The sequence below is a fragment of the Tepidiphilus sp. J10 genome (assembly GCF_006980785.1).
In the GTDB taxonomy this organism is placed as follows: domain Bacteria; phylum Pseudomonadota; class Gammaproteobacteria; order Burkholderiales; family Rhodocyclaceae; genus Tepidiphilus; species Tepidiphilus olei.
This window is the reverse complement of record NZ_SBHP01000001.1, coordinates 275,723-299,165: the sequence shown is the minus strand read 5'-3', so window position 1 is coordinate 299,165 and position 23,443 is coordinate 275,723. Positions and strand designations below refer to the sequence as shown.

The 23,443-nt window shown below is 67.0% G+C and carries 17 protein-coding genes; 7 read left to right on the top strand and 10 right to left on the bottom strand.

Annotated features, from left to right (window positions below; translation table 11 throughout):
* Nucleotides 1–76: 76 nt before the first annotated feature.
* Nucleotides 77–706, bottom strand: coding sequence for a glutathione S-transferase family protein (locus EPD81_RS01455; RefSeq protein WP_142803657.1), 630 nt, complete (start codon nucleotides 704–706; stop codon nucleotides 77–79).
* A 215-nt stretch (nucleotides 707–921) separates the two neighbouring features.
* Here EPD81_RS01455 and EPD81_RS01450 point away from each other — a divergent pair, with 215 nt between their 5' ends.
* On the top strand, nucleotides 922–1,383 hold the full coding sequence (locus EPD81_RS01450) for an NUDIX hydrolase (protein ID WP_142803656.1): 462 nt from the start codon (nucleotides 922–924) through the stop codon (nucleotides 1,381–1,383).
* A 9-nt stretch (nucleotides 1,384–1,392) separates the two neighbouring features.
* A complete protein-coding gene (mnmA, locus tag EPD81_RS01445; protein ID WP_142803655.1) occupies nucleotides 1,393–2,565 on the top strand; it encodes a tRNA 2-thiouridine(34) synthase MnmA in 1,173 nt (390 codons plus the stop codon).
* Here mnmA and EPD81_RS01440 read toward each other — a convergent pair.
* From EPD81_RS01440 to glnE, 5 genes are all read right to left on the bottom strand, one after another.
* A complete protein-coding gene (locus EPD81_RS01440; protein WP_142803654.1) occupies nucleotides 2,525–3,175 on the bottom strand; it encodes a DUF2238 domain-containing protein in 651 nt (216 codons plus the stop codon). The two genes, mnmA and EPD81_RS01440, sit on opposite strands and share 41 nt — an antisense overlap.
* 167 nt (nucleotides 3,176–3,342) lie before the next feature.
* A complete protein-coding gene (locus tag EPD81_RS01435; RefSeq protein ID WP_142803653.1) occupies nucleotides 3,343–4,281 on the bottom strand; it encodes a hypothetical protein in 939 nt (312 codons plus the stop codon).
* A gap of 205 nt (nucleotides 4,282–4,486) precedes the next feature.
* Nucleotides 4,487–4,951 (bottom strand): histidine phosphatase family protein, encoded by a 465-nt coding sequence (locus EPD81_RS01430; protein ID WP_221929160.1) that lies wholly within the window; start codon nucleotides 4,949–4,951, stop codon nucleotides 4,487–4,489.
* The gene (locus tag EPD81_RS01425; RefSeq protein ID WP_142803652.1) at nucleotides 4,948–6,441 is read right to left on the bottom strand and encodes a CHAD domain-containing protein; all 1,494 of its coding nucleotides are present in this window, start codon (nucleotides 6,439–6,441) and stop codon (nucleotides 4,948–4,950) included. Before EPD81_RS01425 ends, EPD81_RS01430 begins: the two co-directional genes overlap by 4 nt.
* 16 nt (nucleotides 6,442–6,457) lie before the next feature.
* A complete protein-coding gene (gene glnE, locus EPD81_RS01420) occupies nucleotides 6,458–9,133 on the bottom strand; it encodes a bifunctional [glutamate--ammonia ligase]-adenylyl-L-tyrosine phosphorylase/[glutamate--ammonia-ligase] adenylyltransferase (RefSeq protein ID WP_142803651.1) in 2,676 nt (891 codons plus the stop codon).
* A gap of 79 nt (nucleotides 9,134–9,212) precedes the next feature.
* On the opposite strand from glnE, the gene EPD81_RS01415 reads away from it, so the two are divergent.
* Genes EPD81_RS01415 through tldD form a run of 3 tightly spaced genes read left to right on the top strand, consistent with a single transcriptional unit; the run spans nucleotide 9,213 to nucleotide 14,826 of the window.
* Nucleotides 9,213–12,515, top strand: coding sequence for a YhdP family protein (locus EPD81_RS01415; RefSeq protein WP_142803650.1), 3,303 nt, complete (start codon nucleotides 9,213–9,215; stop codon nucleotides 12,513–12,515).
* The gene (locus tag EPD81_RS01410) at nucleotides 12,512–13,360 is read left to right on the top strand and encodes a carbon-nitrogen hydrolase family protein (protein ID WP_221929159.1); all 849 of its coding nucleotides are present in this window, start codon (nucleotides 12,512–12,514) and stop codon (nucleotides 13,358–13,360) included. Before EPD81_RS01415 ends, EPD81_RS01410 begins: the two co-directional genes overlap by 4 nt.
* Nucleotides 13,361–13,365: 5 nt before the next feature.
* Nucleotides 13,366–14,826: a metalloprotease TldD gene (gene tldD / locus EPD81_RS01405; protein ID WP_142804230.1), complete on the top strand. Its 1,461-nt coding sequence runs from the start codon at nucleotides 13,366–13,368 to the stop codon at nucleotides 14,824–14,826.
* Here tldD and EPD81_RS01400 read toward each other — a convergent pair.
* From EPD81_RS01400 to EPD81_RS01385, 4 genes are all read right to left on the bottom strand, one after another.
* Nucleotides 14,801–15,460, bottom strand: a complete 660-nt coding sequence (locus tag EPD81_RS01400) for a lytic transglycosylase domain-containing protein (protein WP_221929157.1) — start codon at nucleotides 15,458–15,460, stop codon at nucleotides 14,801–14,803. The two genes, tldD and EPD81_RS01400, sit on opposite strands and share 26 nt — an antisense overlap.
* A 100-nt stretch (nucleotides 15,461–15,560) precedes the next feature.
* Nucleotides 15,561–17,288 (bottom strand): proline--tRNA ligase, encoded by a 1,728-nt coding sequence (locus EPD81_RS01395; protein WP_142803649.1) that lies wholly within the window; start codon nucleotides 17,286–17,288, stop codon nucleotides 15,561–15,563.
* Complete coding sequence (locus EPD81_RS01390; protein WP_142803648.1) at nucleotides 17,285–18,544, bottom strand: acetate/propionate family kinase; 1,260 nt, start codon at nucleotides 18,542–18,544, stop codon at nucleotides 17,285–17,287. The genes EPD81_RS01395 and EPD81_RS01390 overlap by 4 nt, the downstream gene beginning before the upstream one ends.
* 18 nt (nucleotides 18,545–18,562) lie before the next feature.
* Nucleotides 18,563–19,978 carry a bifunctional enoyl-CoA hydratase/phosphate acetyltransferase gene (locus tag EPD81_RS01385; RefSeq protein WP_142803647.1) on the bottom strand — a complete coding sequence of 472 codons (1,416 nt, stop codon included), beginning with the start codon at nucleotides 19,976–19,978 and terminating at the stop codon, nucleotides 18,563–18,565.
* 148 nt (nucleotides 19,979–20,126) lie between these two features.
* Here EPD81_RS01385 and glmU point away from each other — a divergent pair, with 148 nt between their 5' ends.
* Both glmU and glmS read left to right on the top strand, forming a co-directional pair.
* A complete protein-coding gene (gene glmU, locus EPD81_RS01380) occupies nucleotides 20,127–21,494 on the top strand; it encodes a bifunctional UDP-N-acetylglucosamine diphosphorylase/glucosamine-1-phosphate N-acetyltransferase GlmU (protein WP_142803646.1) in 1,368 nt (455 codons plus the stop codon).
* A gap of 4 nt (nucleotides 21,495–21,498) precedes the next feature.
* Nucleotides 21,499–23,331 carry a glutamine--fructose-6-phosphate transaminase (isomerizing) gene (gene glmS, locus EPD81_RS01375; RefSeq protein ID WP_142803645.1) on the top strand — a complete coding sequence of 611 codons (1,833 nt, stop codon included), beginning with the start codon at nucleotides 21,499–21,501 and terminating at the stop codon, nucleotides 23,329–23,331.
* Nucleotides 23,332–23,443 lie beyond the last annotated feature (112 nt).

The following is a 23,443-nucleotide window of genomic DNA, read 5'->3' as shown; positions in this document are numbered from 1 at the left end:
AAGCCGGTACTTCGCGATCGCCCCGTTCAGGGCGGTGCGTCATCGCAGGAGGCAGAGGTTTGACCTACCGAGTCCTTTAGGCAGAGGCGCTCGGCCGTGCCCGTACCGTCTCGTACCAGCGTCGAGCGTTGATGTGCGTTTCTGGCAGGGTGAGCTTGATCCAGCCGGCGAAGTCCACCGTGACGAACGCGGTGATGTCGGCCACTGAAAAGAAATCGCCCGCCAGAAAAGTCGAGTGTGCGAGACGCTCTTCCAGTACATCGAAAAAGCGTTTCGTGCGGCGCTGTCCGCGTTCGACGAGGGCCGGAATCTGCTCGAAGTCATCGGCGCCTGGGAGTGCGCGGTTCTTGAAAGCCGGTGCGGAATTGCGCAAGGCATCGGCAACGGCAAGTAGTCCCTCGAACTCGGCGCGCCGACTCCACATTTCCACCAGGGCTTGTTCGAGCGGGGTTTGGCCGAAGAGCGGCGGATCGGGTTGCAGCGCTTCGAAGTAGCGGCAGATGGCGATCGATTCGCTGATGCCGGTGCCGTCGTCGAGCACGAGGTAGGGGACCACGCACTGCGGGTTGATTCGGCGGAACGTTTCGCTGAGTTGCGCACCCTGGCGTAGATCCACGGCTTCGGTCGGCACTTCGATGCCTTTCTCCGCGAGAAAGATGCGAACGCGTCGGGGGTTCGGCGCAGGCGGATAGTCATAGAGTTTCATCGTCGTCTCCTCACGTGTTGGAGTAGAAAATGATCGCACACTTCCGAGTCTCGCGAAAAACCACTATGAGCGGGATCGGTTGCGAAGCCCTCCGATCCGGGGGCGTTCGAGCACCGCACGACGCCGTCCTGTAGCCGTGTCGGCGGTCGTTCGGGCGCCCATAGGCTGCTTCGCCGGTCTTATAATGCTCGTTTCGGTAAAGTCTGAGGCGCGCGATGGGCGAAGTGTGGCGGCCGCACGTGACGGTGGCGGCGGTGATCGAGCGCGAGGGGCGCTTTTTGTTCGTCGAGGAAGAGACGGAGTTCGGCGTGCGCCTGAACCAGCCGGCGGGACATCTGGAGCCGGGGGAGTCGCTCGTCGACGCCGTGGCGCGTGAAACACTGGAAGAGACTCGTCTGCGGTTCGTGCCCAACGCCGTGGTGGGGGTGTATCACTGGACCCGACCGGACGGAGCGCTCACCTATCTGCGCTTCGCCTTTTCCGGCAAGGTGACGGGCGAGGAGCCCGAACGCGCGCTGGATGAAGGAATTCTGCGCACATTGTGGCTGTCGCCGGAAGAAGTGGAGGCGGCGGGGCGCGAAGGGCGTCTGCGCAGCCCCATGGTGCTTTCCTGCGTGCGCGATTGGCGCGAGGGGCGGCGCTACAGCCTGGATTTGATCCGCCATTTGGCGGGCTGAGGAGTCGTGATGGAGCAACTCGATTGGGATGCGATCGGCGTCGAGCCGGGCGAAGGGCGCCACGTGGTGGTGGGGCTCTCGGGCGGGGTGGATTCGTCGGTGGCGGCCTGGATTCTGAAGGAGCGCGGCTGGCGTGTGACGGGCGTGTTCATGAAGAATTGGGAAGACGATGACGACGAGGAATATTGCTCCACGCGCCAGGATCTGATCGACGTGGTGAGCGTGTGCGACCTGCTGGGCGTCGAGCTGGAAGTCGTCAATTTCGCCAAGGAGTACAAGGAGCGGGTCTTCTCGGAATTCCTCGCCGAATACGCGGCGGGGCGCACGCCCAATCCGGACGTGCTGTGCAACGCCGAGATCAAGTTCGCCTGTTTCCTCGATCATGCCATGGCGCTGGGGGCCGAGCGCATCGCCACGGGGCACTACGCGCAGGTGCGGCGCTGGGAGGACGAGGAGGGGGCGACGTATCAACTCCTCAAGGCGGAGGACGGCACGAAGGATCAGAGCTATTTCCTCTACCGGCTCGACCAGGCGCAGCTTTCGCGCTCGATGTTTCCGTTGGGGCGCCTCTACAAGCGTGAAGTGCGCAGAATCGCCCGGGCGCTGGAGCTGCCGGTGGCGGAGAAGAAGGATTCGACGGGGATCTGTTTCATCGGCGAGCGGCCGTTTCGGGAGTTCTTGCAGCGCTACCTGCCGGCGCGCCCCGGCGAGATCCGCTCGCTTGACGATGGGCGCGTGTTGGGGACGCACCAGGGGGTGATGTACTACACACTGGGGCAACGCAAGGGCTTGGGCATCGGCGGGGTAAAGGGGGGGGCGAATCCCGACGAGCACGAGGCGTGGTACGTGGCGGCCAAGGACGTGGCGGCCAACGTGCTCTACGTGGTGCAGGGGCGCGAGCACCCGGCGCTGTGGCACGATCGGCTCACGGCGGTGCGCTGCCACTGGATCGCGGGCCGGGCGCCGCACACGCATTGGGTGTATACGGCCAAACCGCGCTACCGCTCGAGCGATGCCCCCTGCGAGATCGAGCGGGTGGAGGAGGATTGCGCCGAGATCGTATTCGCGCAGCCGCAGTGGGCGCTCACGCCGGGGCAGAGCGTGGTGGTGTATGAGTCCCGCGTGTGTCTGGGCGGGGGGATCATCGAGACGGTGGGGCGGCAGGATCCGACTGAACGGTGAGGGTGGATATCTGCCGACGGTGCAGCCTATCACTGAGCGGGAGGATCGAGATGGCGGCGATCAGCGCGGTAGCCATGTCCCATTGGGTATCCCAGATGTCACCCTGCATGGCGAGGAAGTGTTCGGCTTCGGCGCCATAGGCCACCGCGGCGCCCCATTCGAGCAGTTCGTAGAAGGCGCTGAAGGCGAGTGCGACGGCAATGGCGAGGAATTGCTGCCAGCCTCTGCCGCGCACGATCGCCAGGCGTACGAAGAGTTCGCGGGCGAGCAGGGCCGGCGTGACACCCTGTAGGAAATGGCCGAGGCGATCGTAAGGGTTGCGCTCCAGCGCGAGGAGATCCTTGAGCCAGAATCCGACAGGGGTCTGGGCATAGGTGTAGTGTGCGCCCACGAGTAGGAAGACCATGTGGATCGTGATGACCCCATACAGCAGCGGCGTGAGGGGGAAGCGCCGGCCGGTGGCTAGCAGCAGCGGCAGCGCGAGCACGACCGGCATGGCTTCGAGCCACCAGGTGAGGCGATCGGCAGGTTCGTGCCATGACCATGCGAGCACCGGCAGGACGATGAGCAGGAGCGCGATGAGGGGCTTGGGAAGAATCGAAGTGCTCATTTCCGGGTGTTCCCTGTAGGCGGCTCGAATAAGCTGCTGCGCGGTTGTATGGTGGCGTTCTCCGGGGTTCGGACGCTCGTCTCGCTGTGTGATCGACGTCATCTTCCGTGCACCGGATGCCTTGCCCTGCAGCCGCAGGCAACGGCTTTTCGTGGTGCCCGGTTGTTTCAGGCGACCAGCCGGTGCCGGGTGATGGCAAGCGCCCCCGTGGCGAAATGTTCGCAGCGGGCGATGTAGTTTTGCGTACTTTTGGGCATGGGCGTTCGGGCGCGGGTGATGTGGCCGATGAGTTCCTTGCCATCGAGTATGAGGCGCTCTCCATCGGTGATGAGTAGCAGCTCTTCACGCGTGGGAGGGGCGGGTAGCTTGGGCTTGTAATTGGTGAGATTTTCGCCAGCGACGACGAAGTCGGCCCAGACGTCGAAAATTTCTTTGTCGGTGCGCAGTGTTTCGGTCTTGATTTTGGCGGCGCGTGCGTAGGCTTCGACGTAGGGCGTGACGCCCTGGAAGAAAGGGTGGTGTCCGATGGTGGCGGACATCACTTGAGCGATCCGGTCGATGTCGCGCATCGACCAGGCGATTTTGAGGTAGCGGCTTTCGTAGAAATCTTCGATGGGGATGGAAAAGGCGCGGAAGGGTTCGCCCCAGAGTTCGTCGATGCCCTCTTCGCCGCTACGGTGGAGCACGAGCCGCCCCAAGGAGAGCGCTTCTTGCAGGCAGCGGCCGCATTCACGCATCAGTTCGTTGTCGGGCTTGATCTTGACGCCGAGCTCTTCGAGCTCCGTGAGCTTGGTGAAGATGTCGGTGGCGCGATTGAAGAGCGCCCCGGCGAGCATCGCGCCTTTGACGCGTTTCTTCTGTGGATTGGTTTCGGCTTCATAGGCGGCACGGGCCTCGTCGAGCCGTTTGCCGGGCACGTTCAGGCCGTGTTCGACGTGATTGAAGAGCCGCCGGGTGAGGGCCGCGATGAGGGTGCGTTTGGCCTGGACGGTGTCTTTGGGGATGGGATAGGTCTTGACCCAGTAACCGTCGTAATAGACCCGCTCGACGCCATCGATGACGCGCCGCGTACCGTTGGGTGGTGAGGTTACGGTATCTTGAGCCATTGTTGCAACTTGTTGCGAAAAGAAATGAGTGTAATCCCATGCTTGATGCACTGCAATAGGGGATGAGGGGGACGGTTTTTCGGTCTCGGGTTACGGGCTCCTTGATCTGCAACCGTGCGAGGCCGGTTTACGCGTTGCGCGGCAAGAGGGTACGGCCCGCAAGGCAAGAAAGAGCCGGTCGGTACCGCTCGCCTCGAATGGCGTCTTAGTCGAGCAGTTCCGGATCGAGCACGACGCGCAGCACCGTCTCGGCGTGGCCGTGACGCTGGCGGCGTTTGAACCACCACAGGGCGCCGCGCCGGATCGACCACGTGCTTTGCTGCCCGGCAAGGACGAGGGAGGCGATACCGCCGAGGGTGGGTTGATGGCCGACGATGAGTGTGGGGCGCTCGAGGTCGGGCCAGCCGATGGCGGCGAGCACGGCCAGCGGGGCGGCCCCGGGGGCGGCGTCGGGGAGGAGTTCGTAGGACCGGGTCCAGGCTTCGAGCGTTTCACGGGCGCGGCGCGCGGGGCTACAGCAGCGGCGCAGATTCTCGGGAGCATGCCGCTCCAGCCAGCGGGCGATGCGTTTGGCCTGGCGGTGTCCGTGTTCGGTGAGGGGGCGGGCGAGATCGTCGTGCCCGTCGTGGGCTTCGGCGTGGCGCCACAACAGCAGGTCCATGTCGGTCATCCAGTGAGGTCGTCTTCGAGCCAGTCTTCGAGGTTGCCGAGGATCTCGGCAGAGTTACGGGCGATGCGCTCGTGGTGCCAGGCGAGCAGTACGGCGGCGGCGAGCCGCTCGTCGGGATGGCGTTTTTGCCGCTGGGTGAGCATGTCTTGCGCCGCGTGCCAATCTTGGGCGTGGCCGAGCACGTCGAGGGCACGTTTGAGCCGGACGAGCGCTCGGGCGGTGGTTTTGCCTCGCCACAGGGATTGAAAAAATTCTAGTCCATAGCGCAGCTTTTTGAGGGCGATGCGCAGCCGATGTTTTGTTTCGGGCAAAGGCTCGGCGAGGTGGGCGGCGAACCGCCGGCGGGCTTTCTTGCGTAGCGCTGCGACCCGGTCGCGGGCGAAGTGACGCAGGTCGCTGGCGCGGATGAGGGCGTTGCCGGGCAGCGCCTCGAGCGCGGCGAGGAAGTCGAGGAGTACCCGTCCGTGGCGGCCAGGGTCGAGCCGTCCGCTGCGGCGGCGCAGTTTGTCGCGCTCGCCGGAGAGCCGCGCCGCGAGTTCGGCGAGCGCTTCGCGTTCGACGGGGCAGCGTTCGAGGGCGGGGGCGAGCAGCTCGTCGAGGAGCACGTCGAGGTCGCGTACCTGCCCCAGCTCGGTGGCGAGCTCGCCGAGTCGGGTTCGCCACTCGTCGGCGAATTCAGGGCCGGTGACCGGCTCGAAGATCTGCAGCAGCGCCCTTAGCCGGCGCAGCGCGACGCGGATCTGGTGCAGGTATTCGGGGTCGTGGCGGTAGGGCAGCAGCGCCAGGTTGCCGCTCCAGTGGGCGAGCACTTCGTCGGCGAGCGTGCGCAGCGCCGCGAGGGGGTCGTCCTTGGGATCGAGCTCGACTTCCGTGGCTTTGACGGGGGCGGCCCAGGTGCCGGCGGCGAGCTGGCGTGCGCGTTCGGCTTTACTGAGGTTTTCGGGCCATAGCGAGAGGTCTTGGGCCAATGCGCGGGCGAGTGCGAGGAGTTCGATGGCGGGGACGTCGTAGGCCTCGAGTTCGAGCTCGTGGAGGGGAAGATGAGCCGTTCCGGCTTCCAGCCGGCCGAGGTCGAGCGCGATCTCGATGTGTCCCTCGCCGTAGGGGAGTTCCCAGAGTTCGCGGCGAAACCGGGTGCGAAAGCGCGGTTCGAGGCGTTCCCTCGCTTTTTCCAGGCGCTCGCGCACGGCGTCGTCTTCGACGAAGGCGAAGTCGAACGCGCCCGGCCAGGGAACTTCCCATTCATTGCGCGAGGAGAGACCACCGCGGCTGGGGGCGGCGGTCTTGACCGTGAGTAGGGTGCGTCTGGCCATTCGGCGCAGGCGCAGGGCGATGCCGTGGCGCGCGAGGGTCTCGTCTTCGGTGTCGTAATAGGTGCTGTCGACGCGCACCGGGGGATGGTGGCGCGCCGTCGCGAGCAGGGGGTGGGCGCGCAGCTTCGGCAGATCGCCGCGGCGGATTCCGAGCTTGAGTTCGGTTTCGACGGCCATGTCTGCTCCTCGTGCATCAGGTGAAAATTTGCCGCCATAGGGCGATGATGGGCTCGCGCAGGGCCGCGGCTTCGCCTTCGGGGACGACGGCCGGCAGTTCGTCGAGGCGTTGGCGGTGCTGCAGCCGGCGCAGTTCGCGATAGGCGTCGGCGACCTGCCGGGCGAGCGTGGCGTCGATGAGACCCAAGTCTGCCACACAGCGTAGCAGAGCGATGTTACCAGTGTTCGCGGTGAGTTCGGGGTGTTCGTGGGCGTGCGCGAGCACGAGGTATTGCACGAGGAATTCGACGTCGATGAGTCCGCCCGGGTCGTGTTTGAGGTGAAAGAGGCCGGGATGGGAGGGGTGGGCGTCGCGCATCTTTTGCCGCATGGCGAGCACTTCTTCCCTGAGCTTGGCAGGATCGCGCGGCAGGCAGAGGATTTCGCGGCGGATGGCTTCGAAGCGCGCGCCGAGTTCGGGGTCGCCGGAGCAGAAGCGGGCGCGGGTGAGCGCTTGGTGTTCCCAGGTCCAGGCTTTCTCGCGTTGATAGCGATGGAAGCCTTCGAGCGGCGTGACGGGGAGTCCGGCCTCGCCGTCGGGGCGCAGGCGCAGGTCGACTTCGTAGAGGATGCCCGCGGCGGTGCGGGTGGAGAGCCAGGTGTTGATGCGCTGGGCGTAGCGGGTGTAGGTTTCGAGTGCGTCGGGGTGGGGGTCGTCGAAGAGGTAGACGAGGTCGAGATCGGAGACGTAACCCAGCTCCTTGCTGCCGAGTTTGCCATAGGCGATCACGGCGAAACGCGGGGTGTCGGTGTGGCGGCGGCGCAGCTTGCGCCAGACGTAGCGCAGGGTGAGGTCGAGCAGCGTGTCGGCGAGCGCCGAGAGGTGGTCCGAGAGGCGCTCCACGGTGAGTCGCCCGGCGAGGTCGCGCATGAGCAGGCGAAAGGCTTGGGCATGGTGGTGTTCGCGCATCAGGTCCATTTGGCGTTCGGCATCGGGTTCGAGGGCATCGAGCAGGCGCTCGAGCTCGTGCGCGAAGGTGGGCCAGTCGGGTTCTTCGTCGAGGTGGCGCTCGTCGAGGATTTCGTCGAGCAGAATGGGGTGGCGCGTGAGGTAGGTGGCGGCCTGGCGCGCCGCGCCGACGAGCTCGGCCACGCGCCGCAGTGCCTGCGGGTATTCCTGCAGTAGCGAGAGGTAGGCGCTGCGCCGGCCGATGGCCTCGAAGAGTTCGAGGAGGCGCTCGAGCACCTCGTCGCGTTTGGGGTGCGTGGCGGCGATGTCGATGGCGCGTGGCAGCAGGGCGTCGAGCCGGTTGCGGTCGGCGGCGGTGAGCGCCCGGGTGCGCGGCGAAGTGCGGAAGGCGTCGATGCGTCGGGCGAGCTCCTGGGGCCGAGCGAAGCCGCGTTCTTGCAGACAGTGTTCGAGTTCGTCGACGGCGGCACTGAGTACCGGTACGGCTACGGTGGTGCTTCGCGCTTCTTGCCCGAATACGTGCGTGGATTCGGCGGCGACGCGCTCACGGTGGCGCCGTAATTCGCGCTCGAAGCTGGGCCAGTCGGGGTGGCCCATGGCTTGGGCGAGCAGCAGGCGCTGGGTGTCGTCGCGCGGCAGGCGATGGGTCTGTGCGTCTTCCCAGTATTGCAGGCGGTGTTCGACGCGACGCAGGAAGACGTAAGCTTCGTCGAGGGCCGCGGCGGTCTCGGCGGGCAGGATGTCGCGTTCGGCGAGCCGACGCAGGACCTGGCGCGTGGGGCGGATCTGGAGTGCGGGGTCGCGGCCGCCGCGGATGAGCTGATGCACCTGGGCGATGAACTCGATCTCGCGGATGCCGCCGGGGCCGAGCTTGACGTCGTCGAGCCGATCCTGCCGCATCACTTCGTGGCGGATCTGGGCGTGCAGCGCCCGCATGGCTTCGATCGCGCCGTAGTCGAGATATTTGCGAAAGACGAAAGGGCGCACGAGGGATTCGAGTTCCTGCCAGCGCTCGCCGCGCAGCACCCGCCCCTTGATCCAGGCATAGCGTTCCCATTCCCGCCCCTGGGTGAGGAGGTAGTCTTCGAGCATGTCGAAGGAACACACGAGCGGTCCGGAGTCGCCGTGCGGACGCAGGCGCATGTCGACGCGAAAGACGAATCCGTCGGCGGTGGGGGCGCCGAGGAGGTGGATGATGCGCCGGCCGAGCCGCTCGAAGAACTCGAAATTGCTGAGGATTTTCGGGCCGGCGGTGTCGCCGTCTTCGGGGTAGAGGAAGACGAGGTCGATGTCGGAGGAGACGTTGAGTTCGCGCCCGCCGAGCTTGCCCATGCCGACGACGAGGAGTTCCTGTTCCCAGCCGGAGGGGGAGAGGGGGCGGCCGTGGCGTTCGATGAGACGCTCGAAGGCATGGTCGTGGGCGGTCTCCAGGGCGACTTCGGCCAGCGTGGTCATGGTGCCGGTGACTTCGTCGAGGTCGGCGCGGCCAGCGAGATCGCGCAGGGCGACGTGCGCCAGAACTCGGGTGCGTAGCCGGCGCAGGGCGGATTCCAGCCGTTCGTCGGGGTCAAACGGCAGCGGACCGGGCAGATCGGCAAGGAACGTCTGCATCGCCTCGCGGTCGATGGGGAGGTCGAGCGTGGCGGCGAGCCGTTCCGTGAGCCAGGGACGGGATTCGAGCAGACGCGCGAGGAAGGGGCTGTAACGGAGGGTTTCGGCGTAAGGAGCGGGCAGGGTCGGCATGACAGGCTCGGGGTGGGCGTCCGTTACAATGCGGGCTCGTCCATTGTAATGTAATGCGTCGTGGAGGGTTCGGGGGTTGATGAGCGCAACGGTGGGGCGCAGGCTGGGGATCGCGGCGGCGATGATCCTAGGCGTTGCGGCGGTGCTGATGGTGATGCTGCTCGCGGCGTTGCGGTTCTGGCTGTGGCCGGAGCTCGACCTGTGGCGCGAGGCGCTGGTGCGCGAACTCTCGGCGCGCAGCGGGATGGAGGTCTCGATCGGCCGCCTGGAAGGGCAGTGGGACGGCTGGTGGCCGGTGGCGGTGGCGAGCGACGTGCAAGTGCGTACCGGCGAAGCCGAGGCGTCGCTGCCGCTCGTGCGGGTGACCCTGGGCGGGGGATGGGCGGCCTGGCGCGCCGGCAAAGGGGTGGTTCAGGTGCTCGTACCCGCGGCTCGGGTGCGGGTGGACGATGCGGCGGCACTGGAGCAGCGGCTGCGTTCCGGCGGTTCCACGCCCTCGGCCGGTTTGCCGACCGGGGTGAGCATTGAAGTGGGCAAGGCGCTGCTCACCTGGCGGCGCGATGGCAATGAGGCGCAGGCTCGAGGGGCGCTCACCCTGGCGATGGGGGTGTGGGGCTGGCAGGCGGGGTTCGAGGGTGAAGCGCCGGGCGCGGTGCGGCATGCGGTGGTGCTGCTCTCCGGTTCGCGCCTGGGGCGGGTGGAGGCGCATTTCGACCTGAAGGAGATCGGCGGTGAGTCGCTCGCGCTGTGGTGGCCGCAGGCGGCGAGTCTGCGGCCGCAGGGGTCGGTCTCCGGCGTGGTGGTCTCGAGTGGCAAGAGCCTGCATTCGCTCGATCTCACCTTGGACGAGGTGGGCTGGGCGGCAGTGGGCGATTCCTTCGGCGTGCGTGGGATGAGCGGGCACATCGCCGGGGATCGTTCGGGCGGCGAGTTCGCGGTGTCGATCGCGCAGGGGGCGATGAGCTGGCCGGCGGTGTGGCCACAGCTCACGACGGTGGCGGTGCCCGAGGGCGTGCTCCGGGGGCGTTGGGCGTACGATGGCAACGGCTACGATCTGACGTTCGAAGAAGGGCGGCTGCGGACCGAGGATTTCACGGCGCAGTTGTCTGGCCACTATCGGCTGGCGCGCACCGGCGACGTGGCCGATTTGCAAGGCTCGCTCGACGAGGTGGCGCTCGACCGGCTGGTGCGCTATTTACCCGGGAGGGCGGTAGGGCCGCACGTGCAGGAGTGGCTACACGATGCCCTGGTGGCCGGCAAGCTCTCTGCCGTGGAGTTCCGCTTGCGCGGGCCGCTCGCCGACTTCCCGTTTCGCGATAACGGCGGGGAGTTCTGGCTGCGCCTGCCGCTCGACGGGGTGACGCTGCGTTTCGCGTCGCAGTGGCCGGAATTCGAGCAAGTGCAGGGGGTGGTGACGTTCGATCGCGGGGTGGTGGCGATCGAGGTGAGCCAGGCGCGGGCGCAGGGTGTGCAGTTCGGTCCGGTTCGCGCACGCATCCCGCTATTCGATGCGGAGATCCCGGTATTGACGGTGGAAGGTGAGGCCGAGGGGCCGTGGCCGGCTTTCCTGCGCTATGCTGCAGCCAGTCCTTTGCGCGAAGAACTGCCACTCATGGCCCTGGAAACGGTGCAGCTGGAGGCGAAGGCGGCGCTGCGCTTGGCGCTGACCTTGCCGCTCGCCGGCGATCTGTTGTACGGGGTGAGCGGGACGTTGACATTTTCCGAGGGGCGGATCCCGGCGCAAGTAACCGGCTGGCCGATCGAGCAGATCCGCGGCGAAGTGGTGTTCGACGGGCATGGCGTGCGTTCGGCCCAGGCCGCGGGCAAGTGGTGGGACGCGCCGGTGACGGCAAAATGGCTCGGAGGCGATCCGCCGAAACTCAGCGTGCAAGGGTCGTTTTCGGCGGCTCAGCTCTCGGCCGTGTTCGGCAAACTGCCGCTGTCGGGGTCGACGGCGGTGAGCGGAACGATGACTTTTGCCAAGGATGGGCCGGAGCTGGTGCTCACTTCCGATCTCTCGGGTATGGGGTCGGAGCTGCCACCGCCGCTGGACAAGGCCGCGGGGGCGCGTTGGCCGAGCCGGGCGGAATTCGCGTTCTTGCCCTCGGGCATGGAGGCCAAGGTGCAGCTGGGAGAGCGCCTGCGTTTCGTGCGTGCCCGCGACGGCGCCTGGGCTGCAGTGGTGGGCACGGTGGATGCGCCGCCCGCTCCACGCAAGGGAGGACGCCTGCGGTTTGCTGCCCCCGAGCTCGATCTGGATCGCTGGCTGGCGGTGGTCGAGGGCATCGGCGATGGGGCTGAGGGAACGGCGTTCGTCGCGCTAGAGGTGGATACGGCACGGGCGCGTTTCCTTGCGCGGAATTGGCATCGGGTGCGTGTGCAGGGCGAGAACAAAGGACCGGTCTGGTCGCTGGCGGTGGCTGCGGACGAAGCACAGGGCAACGTGCGTGTGACCTTGGGTAAGGGGGGAGCGGAACGCCTCGAAGGGCGGTTTGCGAAGTTGATGATGCCGGAGGCGACCGAGGGACAGAGCCTGCCACAGGAAGGGCATTTGCCGGCGTTCGACCTCACCGTCGATCGATTCGGGGTGGGCGACCGTTGGTTGGGGGCACTGACCTTGCAGGCGAGCCTCGCGCCGGGCAGGTGGTCGCTCGATGCGCTCACGCTCGCCGTGCCCTCGGTATTTCGCATCGAGGCGAGTGGGATGTGGCGCGACGGTGCCCGATCCCTGACCGAGCTGAAGACCACGATGATCATCGACGATGCGGGCAAGACGGTGCGGCATTGGTTCGATACGGGGGGGCTCGTTGGCGGCAAAGGTCGGGTGACGGCGCAGTGGCGTTGGCCGGGGTTGCCCCTCGAATTCGATCTGTATCGACTCGGGGGCAGTGGAACGATCGAGATCACGAATGGCCGCTTCGAGGAGATCGAACCGGGCGTGGGGCGCCTGCTCGGCATCCTTAGCCTGCAGAGTTTGCCACGGCGCTTGTTGCTCGATTTTGGTGACGTCTTCGTGGAAGGCATGGCGTTCGACCGGCTCTTCGGTACTTTTGCCATGAACGAAGGGTACTTGACCACGGGAGATCTGCGTATTTCCGCGCCCAGTGCCACGGTGGAGATCGTCGGTCTGGTGGACTTGCGCCAGCAGACCCAAGAGCTGGAAGTCACGGTTCGCCCGCGTTTGTCGGATAGCGCGGCGGTGGCCGTGGGGATCGCCAACCCGATTGCCGGAGCGCTGGCTTTCATCGGCCAGAAAATCCTGGGGGATCCCTTCGGGCGGATCCTGGGGCGGCGCTTCCACGTGAGTGGGCCATGGACCGCGCCCGAAGTGAAACCGCTGGAGCCGCCGGTCTCCGTGAATGGAGAGGAGAGAACACCATGAAGATGGGCCGAAGCGATGCGTGTTTGATGGTGGCTGCCGTGCAGATGGTCTCGACGCCGCGCGTGGTGGACAATTTGGCGATGGCCGAGCGGCTGCTGGAACTGGCCGTCGACAGCGGGGCGAGGCTGGTGGTGTTGCCGGAGTATTTCGCGCTCATCTCGGCCGATGCGCGGGAGAAAGTGCGCCTGCGCGAGCGTTTCGGCGCCGGGCCGCTGCAGGAGTGGCTGGCGCGGCAGGCGGCGCGTCTGGGGATATGGCTGGTGGGCGGCACGGTGCCGCTGGAAGCGGACGTGCCCGACAAGGTGCGCAACGCCTGCCTCGTGTATGCGCCAGATGGGCGGTGCGTGGCGCGCTACGACAAGATCCACCTTTTTGGCCTGCGCCACGGCGAGGAAGTCTACGATGAGGGAGAGACGATCGAGCCGGGCGAGGCGGTGGTCACCGTCGACATCGAAGGCTGGACGGTGGGGTTGTCCATCTGCTACGACTTGCGTTTCCCTGAACTCTACCGCGCCATGGGGCTCGTGGATCTCATCGTGCTGCCGGCGGCTTTCACCTGGACGACTGGGCGGGCGCACTGGGAAGTGTTGTTGCGCGCCCGGGCGATCGAGAATCAGTGCTACGTGCTCGCGGCGGCCCAAGGCGGACGGCACGAGGCGGGACGGCGCACGTGGGGGGATTCGCTGCTTGCCGACCCCTGGGGGGAAGTGCGCGTGCGGTTGGCCGAAGGCGAGGGGGTGGTGCGGGGAACGCTGCAGCGTGCGCGCATCGACGAGATCCGCGCCAGGCTGCCGGCGTGGCGGCATCGACGTGAAAAGGAATTCATCAGGAGCGTATTCGCATGAAGGCGATGGCAGAGAGGAAGGAAGAAAAGGTGGATGCACTGGCGCTGGCCGAAGAGCGGCTGCTCGCGGCCAACGGCTTGACGCTGGAGGACGTGTCTTCGACCTTGTCGCAGGTGCAGTCTCATGCAGTCGACGAGGCGGACGTGTATTTCCAGCTGCGCCACGTGGAGGGCTGGTCCCTCGAAGAGGGGATCGTGAAGGCGGGGTCTTTTTCCATCGAGCAGGGCGTGGGCGTGCGGGCGATCGCCGGGGAAAAACAGGCGCTCGCTTATACCGACGACCTGCGACCGGCGTCGCTCCTGGAGGCGGCGCGCACCGTGCGCGCGGTCGCCACGCTCGGGCAGGAGCGGCGGGTGGACCTATGCCGCGGCGCACTGCCGCCGGCGCGCTATCCGGCCGTCGATCCGGTGGGAACCTTGCCGGCGCCGGAAAAGGTGCGGCTGTTGGAGCGGCTGGAAGCGAAGGCGCGGGCCCTGGATCCCCGCGTCGAACAGGTAATGGCGGGGTTGGCGGCCTCGTGGGAGACGGTGCTCATCGCCCGCAGCGACGGAACGCTCGCCGCCGACTTGCGCCCGCTCGTGCGTTTGTCGCTCACCGTCATCATGTCGCAGGACGGTCGGCGCGAGAGCGGCTCGAGCGGCATGGGGGGGCGTTATGGCCTTACCGCGTTCGACGAGGCGGCGCTCGAGCGTCTTGCCCGCGAAGCGGTGCATCAGGCGAGGGTCAATCTGGAGGCGAGACCGGCCCCGGCCGGCGTCTTCACCGTGGTGCTCGGGCCCGGCTGGCCGGGGGTGTTGCTGCACGAGGCGGTCGGTCATGGCCTGGAGGGGGATTTCAACCGCAAGGGGACTTCGGCCTACAGCGGGCGCATCGGCGAGCGGGTGGCCGCGGCGGGCGTGACGGTGGTCGACGACGGGACTTTGCCCTTGCGCCGGGGCTCGCTCACCCTCGACGACGAGGGTACGCCCACCCAGCCGACCGTGCTCATCGAGGATGGTATCCTCGTCGGGTACATGCAGGACCGGCTCAATGCCCGCTTGATGGGCATGAAACCCACCGGCAACGGGCGGCGCGAGTCCTACGCCTACGGACCGATGCCAAGGATGACGAACACGTATATGCTCGCCGGGTCGCACGACCCCGAAGAGATCCTCGCCTCGGTCGAGCGCGGCATCTATGCGGTCAATTTCGGCGGGGGGCAGGTCGACATCACTTCCGGCAAATTCGTCTTCTCCATGTCGGAGGCTTACTGGGTCGAGGATGGGAAGGTGTGCTACCCCATCAAGGGGGCGACCTTGATCGGCAGTGGTCCCGAGGTGATGCAGCGTGTGTCGATGATCGGCACCGATCTCGCGTTGGATCCGGGAATCGGCACCTGCGGCAAGGATGGGCAGAGCGTGCCGGTGGGCGTGGGGCAACCGACGCTGCGCGTCGACGGCATCACCGTCGGAGGGACGCAGGGCTGAGCTCGGACTGGCGGTACTTGCGCCAGTTCGCCAGTACCGCGTTGGGGTACTCGGGTCGTCCCAGGCTGCCGTTATAGCGCCCCAGCGCGCGGTAGAGGTCGCCTTTTTCGAGATCGAGATAGTGGCGCAAGATGGTGCAGCCGTAGCGCAGGTTGGTGCGCAGGTGAAAGAGGTTGTGCTGCGGCGTGCCGATGAGCCCGACCCAGAAAGGCATCACCTGCATGTAGCCGCGCGCTCCGGCGGTGGAGACGGCGTATTTGCGAAAACCGCTCTCGACCTCGATGAGGCCGAGTACCAGCTCCGGGTCGAGGCCGGCGCGGGCGGATTCATAGTAGATCGTGGCGAGCAGCTCTTCGCGTTCGGCCGGGTCGGGGACGCGGCGGGTGAGCCGCTCGCTCTGCGCGTCGATCCAGCGGGCCGCGAGCGGATCGCGGCGGATGCGCTCGGGGGCGACGGGTGCATCGGCGACGATGGCCGAGAGCGCCTCGCGCACGCTGTCGGCGAGCGGTTCGTAGATCTGCGCTCCGGCGCGCGCCGGAGCGGGGGCGAGCGCGGCGAGCAGGAGCGCCCCCGCAAGCAGGAATCGGGCGGCGGACCGAGGTAAAAAGCGCGGGCGGTACGACGTCTGCATCATGTATATCGGATTCTTGCCAAATACGTCCACCCAAGGGTGGGCAAGGGCGAGGACAGGGGCTTGACGTGGCCCGTTCGGCGCGGTCGGAGCTGCCCCGAACTCACCCCAGCGGTTTTTTCTCGGCGTTGATCGAGGCCGCGAGTTCGGTCACGACCTCGCCGATGGGGAGCGTGCGTGCCTCGCGTTCGCGGCGGTGCTGCACTTCGTAGCGACCCGCGGCGAGCCCCCGCTCGCTCACCACCACCCGCCAGGGCACGCCGACGAGTTCCCAGTCGGCGAACATGGCGCCGGGACGCTCGTTGCGATCGTCGAGCACGACGTCGAGGCCGGCGGCGAGACAGTCGCGGTAGATCGCTTCGGCCGCTTCCGCCACCATGGGGGATTTGGCCGCCCCGATCGGACAGATGACGACTTCGAAGGGGGCGATGGCCGCCGGCCAGAGGATGCCGCGCTCGTCGTGGTTCTGTTCGATTGCCGCGCCCAGGATGCGGGAGACGCCGATGCCGTAGCAGCCCATCTCCATCGGGCGCTCACGCCCCTCGGCGTCGAGGAAAGTACAGTGCATCGCCTCGGAGTACTTCGTGCGTAGCTGGAAGATGTGCCCCACTTCGATGCCGCGGCAGATCTCGAGCGTGCCTTTGCCGTCGGGCGAAGGGTCGCCGGCGACGACGTTGCGCAGGTCGGCCACTTCCGGTTCGGGGAAGTCGCGGCCGAGGTTGGCGCCGGTGTAGTGGTGCTCGTCCTCGTTGGCCCCGATCACGAAGTCGGCCATCTTGGCCACGGTACGGTCGGCGATGATGCGGCCAGGGAACCCGATGGGCCCCAGCGAACCAGGTCCGGCGCCGAAGGTGGCGCGGATGGCGGCCTCGTCGGCGAAGGTGAGCGGGTTCTTGATGCCGGGGAGTTTCTGCGCCTTGATCTCGTTGAGTTCGTGATCGCCGCGCAAAAGCAGCAGCACCGGTGCACCGTCTTCGCCCTCGATGACGATCGCCTTGACGGTGCGCTCGATGGGGATGTGGAGAAAGTCGACCAGATCGGCGATGGTCTTCACCCCGGGGGTGCGCACCTTGGCGAGCGGCTCGCGCGGCTCGGGGCGCGGGCCGGGCGGGGGCAGTGCTTCGGCGAGTTCCACGTTGGCCGCGTAGCTCGAGGCGGGGCAATAGGCGATGTCGTCTTCGCCGGTGTCGGCGATGACGTGGAATTCGTGCGAGCCGGTGCCGCCGATCGAACCCGTGTCGGCCGCCACGGCACGGAACTTCAGCCCGAGCCGGGTGAAGATTCGCGTGTAGGTGTCGTACATGTTGCGGTATTCGCGCTCGAGATCGGCGAAATCGGCATGAAACGAGTAGCCGTCTTTCATGATGAACTCGCGCGCGCGCATCACGCCGAAGCGCGGGCGGATCTCGTCGCGGAACTTGGTCTGGATCTGGTAGAAATGCCGGGGCAGCTGGCGGTAACTCTTGATGTCGCGGCGCACGAGGTCGGTGATGACTTCTTCGTGCGTGGGACCGAGCACGAAGTCACGCTCGTGCCGGTCCTTGAATCGCAGCAATTCCGGGCCATAGTGTTCCCAACGCCCGGATTCTTGCCACAGCTCGGCCGGTTGCACCACCGGCAGGAGCACCTCGACGGCGCCGGCGCGGTTCATCTCTTCGCGCACGATGGCTTCGACCTTGCGCAGACTGCGCAAGCCCAAAGGAAGCCAAGAATAGATGCCGGCGGCGATGCGCCGGATCATGCCGGCGCGGATCATGAGTTTCTGGCTGACGATCTCGGCGTCGGCCGGGGCTTCCTTGAGCGTGACGAGGTGGGCGTGGCTGGCTTTCATCGGTTCGCATCGGCGGCTGGAGGATTGGCGGCGATTGTAGCAGAGCCTTCCCGCCGCAGAACTTCCAGGGTATAGCGCGCGATCATCGCTTCTTCGTTGGTGGGTACCACGGCAAGGGCCACGCGGCTATCCGGCGCGTCGATGCGCCCGGCGATGCCGGCGATACGCTCGTTCGCCTGGGGATCGAGCACGGCGCCGAGCCAGTCGAGCCGTTCGATCACGCGCGCGCGCACCGGCGCGGCATGCTCGCCGATGCCGGCAGTGAAGACGAGCGCGTCGAGCCCGCCGAGGGCGGCCGCGAGCGACCCGATCTCGCGTACCAGGCGGTAGCAGAAGAGCTCGACCGCTTCCCTGGCGTGCGGATCGTCGCTCGCGAGCAGCTCCCGCATGTCCTGGCTGATGCCGGATACGCCCAGCAGCCCCGATTCCTTGTAGAGCATGTGATCGACCTGGGTGACGCTCATGCCGCCGTATTCGATGAGGTGCAGCACGAGGCCGGGATCGATGCTGCCGCTGCGCGTGCCCATCATCAGCCCGTCGATGGTGGTGAACCCCATGGTGGTGGCCACGCTCTTGCCTTCGCGCAGGGCGCACAGCGAGGCGCCGTTGCCCAGGTGGGCGATGATCACCCGTCCCTTGGCACGCTCGGCCCCCAGGACTTCGGGCAGGCGACGGCTGACGTAATCGTACGAGAGGCCGTGAAAGCCGTAGCGCCGTATGCCCTCGTCGAAGAGCTTGCGCGGCAGGGGAAACATCTGGGCGAACCAGGGTTGGGTGGTGTGGAAGGCCGTGTCGAAACAGCCGACCTGGACCCAATCGGCGCGTCGTTCGAGCATGCGTTTGATCGGGCGCAGGTTGTGCGGCTGGTGCAGGGGAGCGAGCGGCACGAATTGCTCCAGCTCCGTGACCATTTCGGGCGTGAGCCGCACGGGTTCGTGGAAGCGCGCTCCGCCGTGGACGATGCGATGCCCCGTGGCGAGGATCTTCACGTCGTCGACGTGGGTGCTTAGCCAGTCGACGAGGTGGGTGAACGCGTCTTCATGTTGCCGGTCGAGCGAGCCTGTCAGGGAAAGCGCGACCGTTTCGCTGGGGTTTTTGCCGCGGCGCACCCGCCAGCGGGGATGGGCCGTGCCGATGCCGTCGATCTGACCCCAGGCATGGGGCGTCTCGACGATGGCGTCATCCTCGACGAGAAAGAGGGAGAATTTGACACTGCTCGAGCCGGCGTTGAGCGTGAGAAGGGCGGGGCGTCGCATGGGATACCTCGGAGTCGGTCAGGAGGGAAGGCCGGTGGTGCGCTTGGCGTGCGCGAGCACCTGGGCCACCGCGCAGGAAGCGGCGCGCGTCTCGGGCGTGTCGGCGCGGCTGGTGAGCACGATGGGGACCTTGGCTCCCAGCACGATGCCAGCCATCAGGGCATTGGCGAGGTATTCGAGCTGCTTGGCCACCATGTTGCCGGCTTCCAGATCGGGGACGACGAGGATGTCTGCATTGCCCGCCACCGCCGAGCGGATGCCTTTGATGCGGGCGGCGACCTGCGAGATGGCGTTGTCGAACGCGAGCGGCCCGTCGAGCAGCCCTCCCTTGATCTGCCCACGGTCGGCCATCTTGCACAGGGCGGCGGCGTCGATCGTCGAGCGGATCTTCGAGGTGACGGTCTCCACCGCCGAGAGGATGGCGACTTTCGGCTCGGCGATACCCAGCGCATGGGCGAGGTCGATGGCGTTCTGCACGATGTCGACTTTTTCTTCCAGCGTGGGCTCGATGTTGACGGCGGCGTCGGTGATCATCAGCGGTCGGGGATAGGTGGGAACGTCGGCGAGGAAGACATGGCTGATGCGCCGCGCGGTACGCAGCCCCGTGTCACGCTGCACCACCGCCGCCATGAGCTCGTCGGTGTGCAGCGACCCTTTCATGAGGGCCTCCGCCTTGCCCTCGCGGCACAGCTGCACGGCGACCTCGGCCGAGGCATGCGAATGCGGCGTGTCGATGATCTGTAGTTCCGAGAGATCCGCCCCGAGCGCTTGCGCGGCAGCGAGAATCTTCGCTTTGGGGCCGACGAGGATGGGTCGGATGATGCCGGCCTGCATCGCTTCGAGCGCACCCCCCAGCGAGGGTTCGTCGCATGGATGCGCCACGGCCACGGTGATGGGCTCGAGCCCCTTCACCCGCGCCATGATCTGGCGATAACGCAATTCCTTGTCGGTGACCGAGATCTCGGGCAGATGGAGTTTGGGGCAGCGGATCTTCTCCGTGGGGGCGATGACCTCGGCGATGCCATCGATCACTTTGAGCCCATCTTGGTTGACCGCCAGACACTCGAAGACGACGTGGTGATTCTCCGGATGTTTCTCCTTGACGGTGACGCTGGCGGTGAGCGTGTCGCCCACGGCGATGGGGCGATGGAAACGCAGATCCTGGCGCACGTAGACGGTGCCGGGGCCGGGGAGCTGGTTGCCCAGAAGGGCCGAGAAGAGCGCCCCGCCCCACATGGAATGGCCGACGACTTCGTGCGTGGGCCCTTTTTTGGCGAACTCGGGGTCGAGGTGGGTGGGGTTGATGTCACCGGAGATGGCCGCGAACAGGGGGATGTCCTGGGGGCGCAGCGTGCGCGTCATCTGCGCCGTCTGGCCGATCTGGATTTCGTCGAAAGGGTGATTCTCGATGTATTCGGTGGCAAGAGAGGTCATACCAAGGGCTCCGTTTTTTTGCTCTGCACCATTATAGGTCGTATAAGTAGAATGAACAGGCCGGTGCGTAACGTTCGTAAACGTTCATCCCGTCCGCTCGCAGCAGGGTCTACGCGATAATTCCCTTTTCCCTCGCGGAAGGAAGACGATGGACGTGGTGATCCTGGCCGCCGGCAAAGGCACGCGCATGCGCTCGCGGCTGCCCAAGGTGTTGCAGCCACTCGCCGGCCGTCCCTTGCTCGCGCACGTGCTCGACACTGCTCGGCGCTTGAATCCGCGACGGCTGCTCGTCGTCGTCGGGCACGAGGCGGAACGGGTGCGCGAGGCGTTTGCGTCGCAATCGGATCTCGTGTGGGTGGAACAGCGCCCCCAGCTGGGTACGGGGCATGCGCTGCGCGTGGCGTTGCCCTCTCTCGGTCGGGAAGACGTGGTGCTCGTGCTCTACGGCGACGTGCCGCTGCTGCGGCCGGAGACGCTCGGCCGCCTGCTGGAGGCGGCCGAGGGGGGCAAGGCGCTGGCGATCCTCACCGCGCGGCTACCCGATCCTCGCGGCTACGGGCGCATCGTGCGCGACGCGGGCGGGCGCATCCGCGCCATCGTCGAGGAAAAGGATGCCGATGCGAACGTGCGCGCGATCACCGAGATCAATACCGGCGTGATGGCGCTGCCGGCCGCGCGTCTTCCCGCCTGGCTCGAGGCGCTCACCAACGCCAACGCCCAGGGCGAATACTATCTCACCGACGTCGTCGCCGCCGCGGTGCGCGACGGCGTGCCGGTGATCGGCGTGGAAGCGGAGGATGCGACGGAAGTGACCGGCGTAAACGATAAGGCGCAACTGGCTGCGCTCGAGCGCCTCTACCAGCGGCGCGAGGCAGAGCGCCTGCTGCGCGCCGGGGTAACCCTGCTCGATCCGGCGCGACTCGAGGTGCGCGGCACGCTCGAATGCGGCCTGGACGTGACGATCGACGTCGGCTGCGTCTTCTCCGGCCGCGTGGTGCTCGCCGACGGGGTGCGGGTGGGCCCTTACTGCGTGCTTTCCGACTGCACGGTGGGCGATGGGGCCGAGATCCGAGCTTTTTCCCACCTAGAAGGCGCTGAAATCGGCCCGCAGGCGGTGGTCGGCCCCTACGCGCGCCTGCGCCCCGGTACCCGGCTGGCGCAGGGCGTGCATGTAGGGAATTTCGTCGAAGTGAAGAATTCCTCCCTCGGGCCGGAGACGAAGGCGAATCATCTGGCCTATCTGGGGGATGCCGAGATCGGAGCGCGCGTCAACATCGGCGCGGGCACCATCACCTGCAACTACGACGGGGCGAACAAGCACCGCACGGTGATTGAGGACGACGCCTTCATCGGCAGCGACACCCAACTCGTCGCCCCCGTGCGGGTGGGGCGCGGCGCGACGCTCGGCGCGGGCACGACGCTCACGCGCGATGCGCCGCCCGAGGCGCTCACCGTCTCCCGGGCGCCGCAGCGCACCCTTTCCGGCTGGCAACGGCCGACCAAGAAAAAGGAGTAGCACGATGTGTGGAATCGTCGCGGCCATCGGCCGCGCTTCGGTGGTGGACATCCTGCTCGACGGGCTGGCGCACCTGGAGTATCGGGGCTACGACTCGGCGGGACTGGCGCTGATCGACGGTGAAGGCCGAATCGCCCGCGCCCGGGTGCAAGGGCGGGTAGCGCAGCTGCGCCGGCTGGTGGCCGAAGAAGGGCTGGACGGGCAGGTAGGCATCGCCCATACCCGCTGGGCCACGCACGGGGCGCCTTCCGAGCGCAACGCGCACCCCCACGTCTCGGGGACGGTGGCGGTGGTGCACAACGGCATCATCGAGAATTTCGCCGCCCTGCGCGCGCGCCTCGAAGCCGAAGGCTACGTCTTCACTTCCGAGACCGACACCGAGGTGATCGCGCACCTCGTGGCGAGCAAGCGCCGGGCCGGCGCGCCGCTCTTTGCCGCGGTACAGGCGGCGATGCGCGAGCTCGAAGGGGCGTTTGCCATCGCCGTGATCGACGAGACCTCACCGGGCGAAGTGGTTGCGGCCCGGCGCGGTTCCCCCCTCGTGCTGGGCTTGGGCGAAGAGGGCGTCTATGCCGCTTCCGACGTCTCGGCCTTGGTGGCGCAGACGCGCCGCGTGGTCTATCTGGAAGAGGGCGACTGCGCCCGGCTCACCTTGGAGGGCGTGCAGATCGTCGACGAATCGGGCGAAACGGTGGAGCGGCCGGTGCGGCTCACCCACGTCACGGCCGATGCGGTGCAGCTCGCCGGCTACCGGCACTACATGCAGAAAGAGATCTTCGAGCAGCCCGAAGCGGTGGCCGACACCCTGGAAGCCGTGGCCGGCGGCGCGCGGCTCACCCCGGCGCTCTTCGGCCCCGACGCCGAGGAGACGTTCGCCGCCATCGACCGGGTGCTGATCCTCGGCTGCGGCACGAGCTTCCACGCCGGCATGGTCGGGCGCTACTGGCTGGAAGAGTATGCGGGCCTGCCCTCCACGGTGGAGATCGCCAGCGAATATCGCTATCGCGTTTCGGTGCCGGAGGCGAAGACGCTGGTGGTGGCGATCTCGCAATCCGGCGAGACCGCCGACACGCTCGCCGCCCTGCGCCACGCCCAGGGCCAGGGAATGACGCAGACGCTGGCGATCTGCAACGTTCCCGAATCGGCCATCGTGCGCACGGCCAAGCTCGCTTTTCTCACCCGCGCCGGCCCCGAGATCGGCGTGGCCTCGACCAAGGCTTTTACCACCCAGCTCACGGCGCTCGCGCTCCTTGCGCTCACGCTCGCCAAGCAACGCGGACGGCTGCCCGAGGCGGTGGAAGCGAACCGGTTGGATGCGCTGCGGCGCCTGCCGGCGGCGCTCGGGCGCGTGCTGCAACTCGAACCCCAGATCGAGCAATGGGCGCAGCGCTTCGCCGAACGCCAGCACGCGCTCTTCCTCGGGCGCGGCACGCACTGGCCCATCGCCCTCGAAGGCGCGCTCAAGCTCAAGGAGATCAGCTATATCCACGCCGAGGGCTACCCGGCCGGCGAGCTCAAGCACGGGCCGCTCGCGCTCGTAGACCGCGAGATGCCCGTGGTGGCGGTGGCTCCGCGCGACGACCTGCTGGAGAAGCTCAAGTCCAACCTGCAGGAAGTGCGCGCCCGCGGCGCCGAACTCTTCGTCTTCGCCGAAGACGGCAGCGGTGTGGGCGGAGAAGAGGGCGTGCACGCCATCGTCGTGCCCTCGCACGACGCCATGCTCGCCCCCATCCTCCACGTGGTGCCGCTGCAGCTGCTGGCCTACCACGTGGCGCTCGTCAAAGGGACCGACGTGGACAAGCCGCGCAATCTCGCCAAGAGCGTGACGGTGGAGTGAGGGAAAAAGGCGGCTCTGGCCCTGCCATGTCGCTCCATGAAATGCACGAAAATAAGGGAAACGCTGATTTATTCCCCCTTCCCGGCGTTGACCTGAGCTGGAATAATGGCGG

What these genes read in the sequence shown, in the direction of transcription:
- EPD81_RS01435 (WP_142803653.1), bottom strand. Translation starts at nt 4,281, where the DNA reads ATGGCTCAAGATACCGTAACCTCACCACCCAACGGTACGCGGCGCGTC.
- EPD81_RS01395 (WP_142803649.1), bottom strand. Translation starts at nt 17,288, where the DNA reads ATGAAAGCCAGCCACGCCCACCTCGTCACGCTCAAGGAAGCCCCGGCC.
- glnE (WP_142803651.1), bottom strand. Translation starts at nt 9,133, where the DNA reads ATGCCGACCCTGCCCGCTCCTTACGCCGAAACCCTCCGTTACAGCCCC.
- tldD (WP_142804230.1), top strand. Translation starts at nt 13,366, where the DNA reads ATGGCAGAGAGGAAGGAAGAAAAGGTGGATGCACTGGCGCTGGCCGAA.
- EPD81_RS01415 (WP_142803650.1), top strand. Translation starts at nt 9,213, where the DNA reads ATGAGCGCAACGGTGGGGCGCAGGCTGGGGATCGCGGCGGCGATGATC.
- mnmA (WP_142803655.1), top strand. Translation starts at nt 1,393, where the DNA reads ATGGAGCAACTCGATTGGGATGCGATCGGCGTCGAGCCGGGCGAAGGG.
- EPD81_RS01430 (WP_221929160.1), bottom strand. Translation starts at nt 4,951, where the DNA reads ATGACCGACATGGACCTGCTGTTGTGGCGCCACGCCGAAGCCCACGAC.
- glmS (WP_142803645.1), top strand. Translation starts at nt 21,499, where the DNA reads ATGTGTGGAATCGTCGCGGCCATCGGCCGCGCTTCGGTGGTGGACATC.
- EPD81_RS01410 (WP_221929159.1), top strand. Translation starts at nt 12,512, where the DNA reads ATGAAGATGGGCCGAAGCGATGCGTGTTTGATGGTGGCTGCCGTGCAG.
- EPD81_RS01440 (WP_142803654.1), bottom strand. Translation starts at nt 3,175, where the DNA reads ATGAGCACTTCGATTCTTCCCAAGCCCCTCATCGCGCTCCTGCTCATC.
- glmU (WP_142803646.1), top strand. Translation starts at nt 20,127, where the DNA reads ATGGACGTGGTGATCCTGGCCGCCGGCAAAGGCACGCGCATGCGCTCG.
- EPD81_RS01450 (WP_142803656.1), top strand. Translation starts at nt 922, where the DNA reads ATGGGCGAAGTGTGGCGGCCGCACGTGACGGTGGCGGCGGTGATCGAG.
- EPD81_RS01385 (WP_142803647.1), bottom strand. Translation starts at nt 19,978, where the DNA reads ATGACCTCTCTTGCCACCGAATACATCGAGAATCACCCTTTCGACGAA.
- EPD81_RS01400 (WP_221929157.1), bottom strand. Translation starts at nt 15,460, where the DNA reads ATGATGCAGACGTCGTACCGCCCGCGCTTTTTACCTCGGTCCGCCGCC.
- EPD81_RS01455 (WP_142803657.1), bottom strand. Translation starts at nt 706, where the DNA reads ATGAAACTCTATGACTATCCGCCTGCGCCGAACCCCCGACGCGTTCGC.
- EPD81_RS01425 (WP_142803652.1), bottom strand. Translation starts at nt 6,441, where the DNA reads ATGGCCGTCGAAACCGAACTCAAGCTCGGAATCCGCCGCGGCGATCTG.
- EPD81_RS01390 (WP_142803648.1), bottom strand. Translation starts at nt 18,544, where the DNA reads ATGCGACGCCCCGCCCTTCTCACGCTCAACGCCGGCTCGAGCAGTGTC.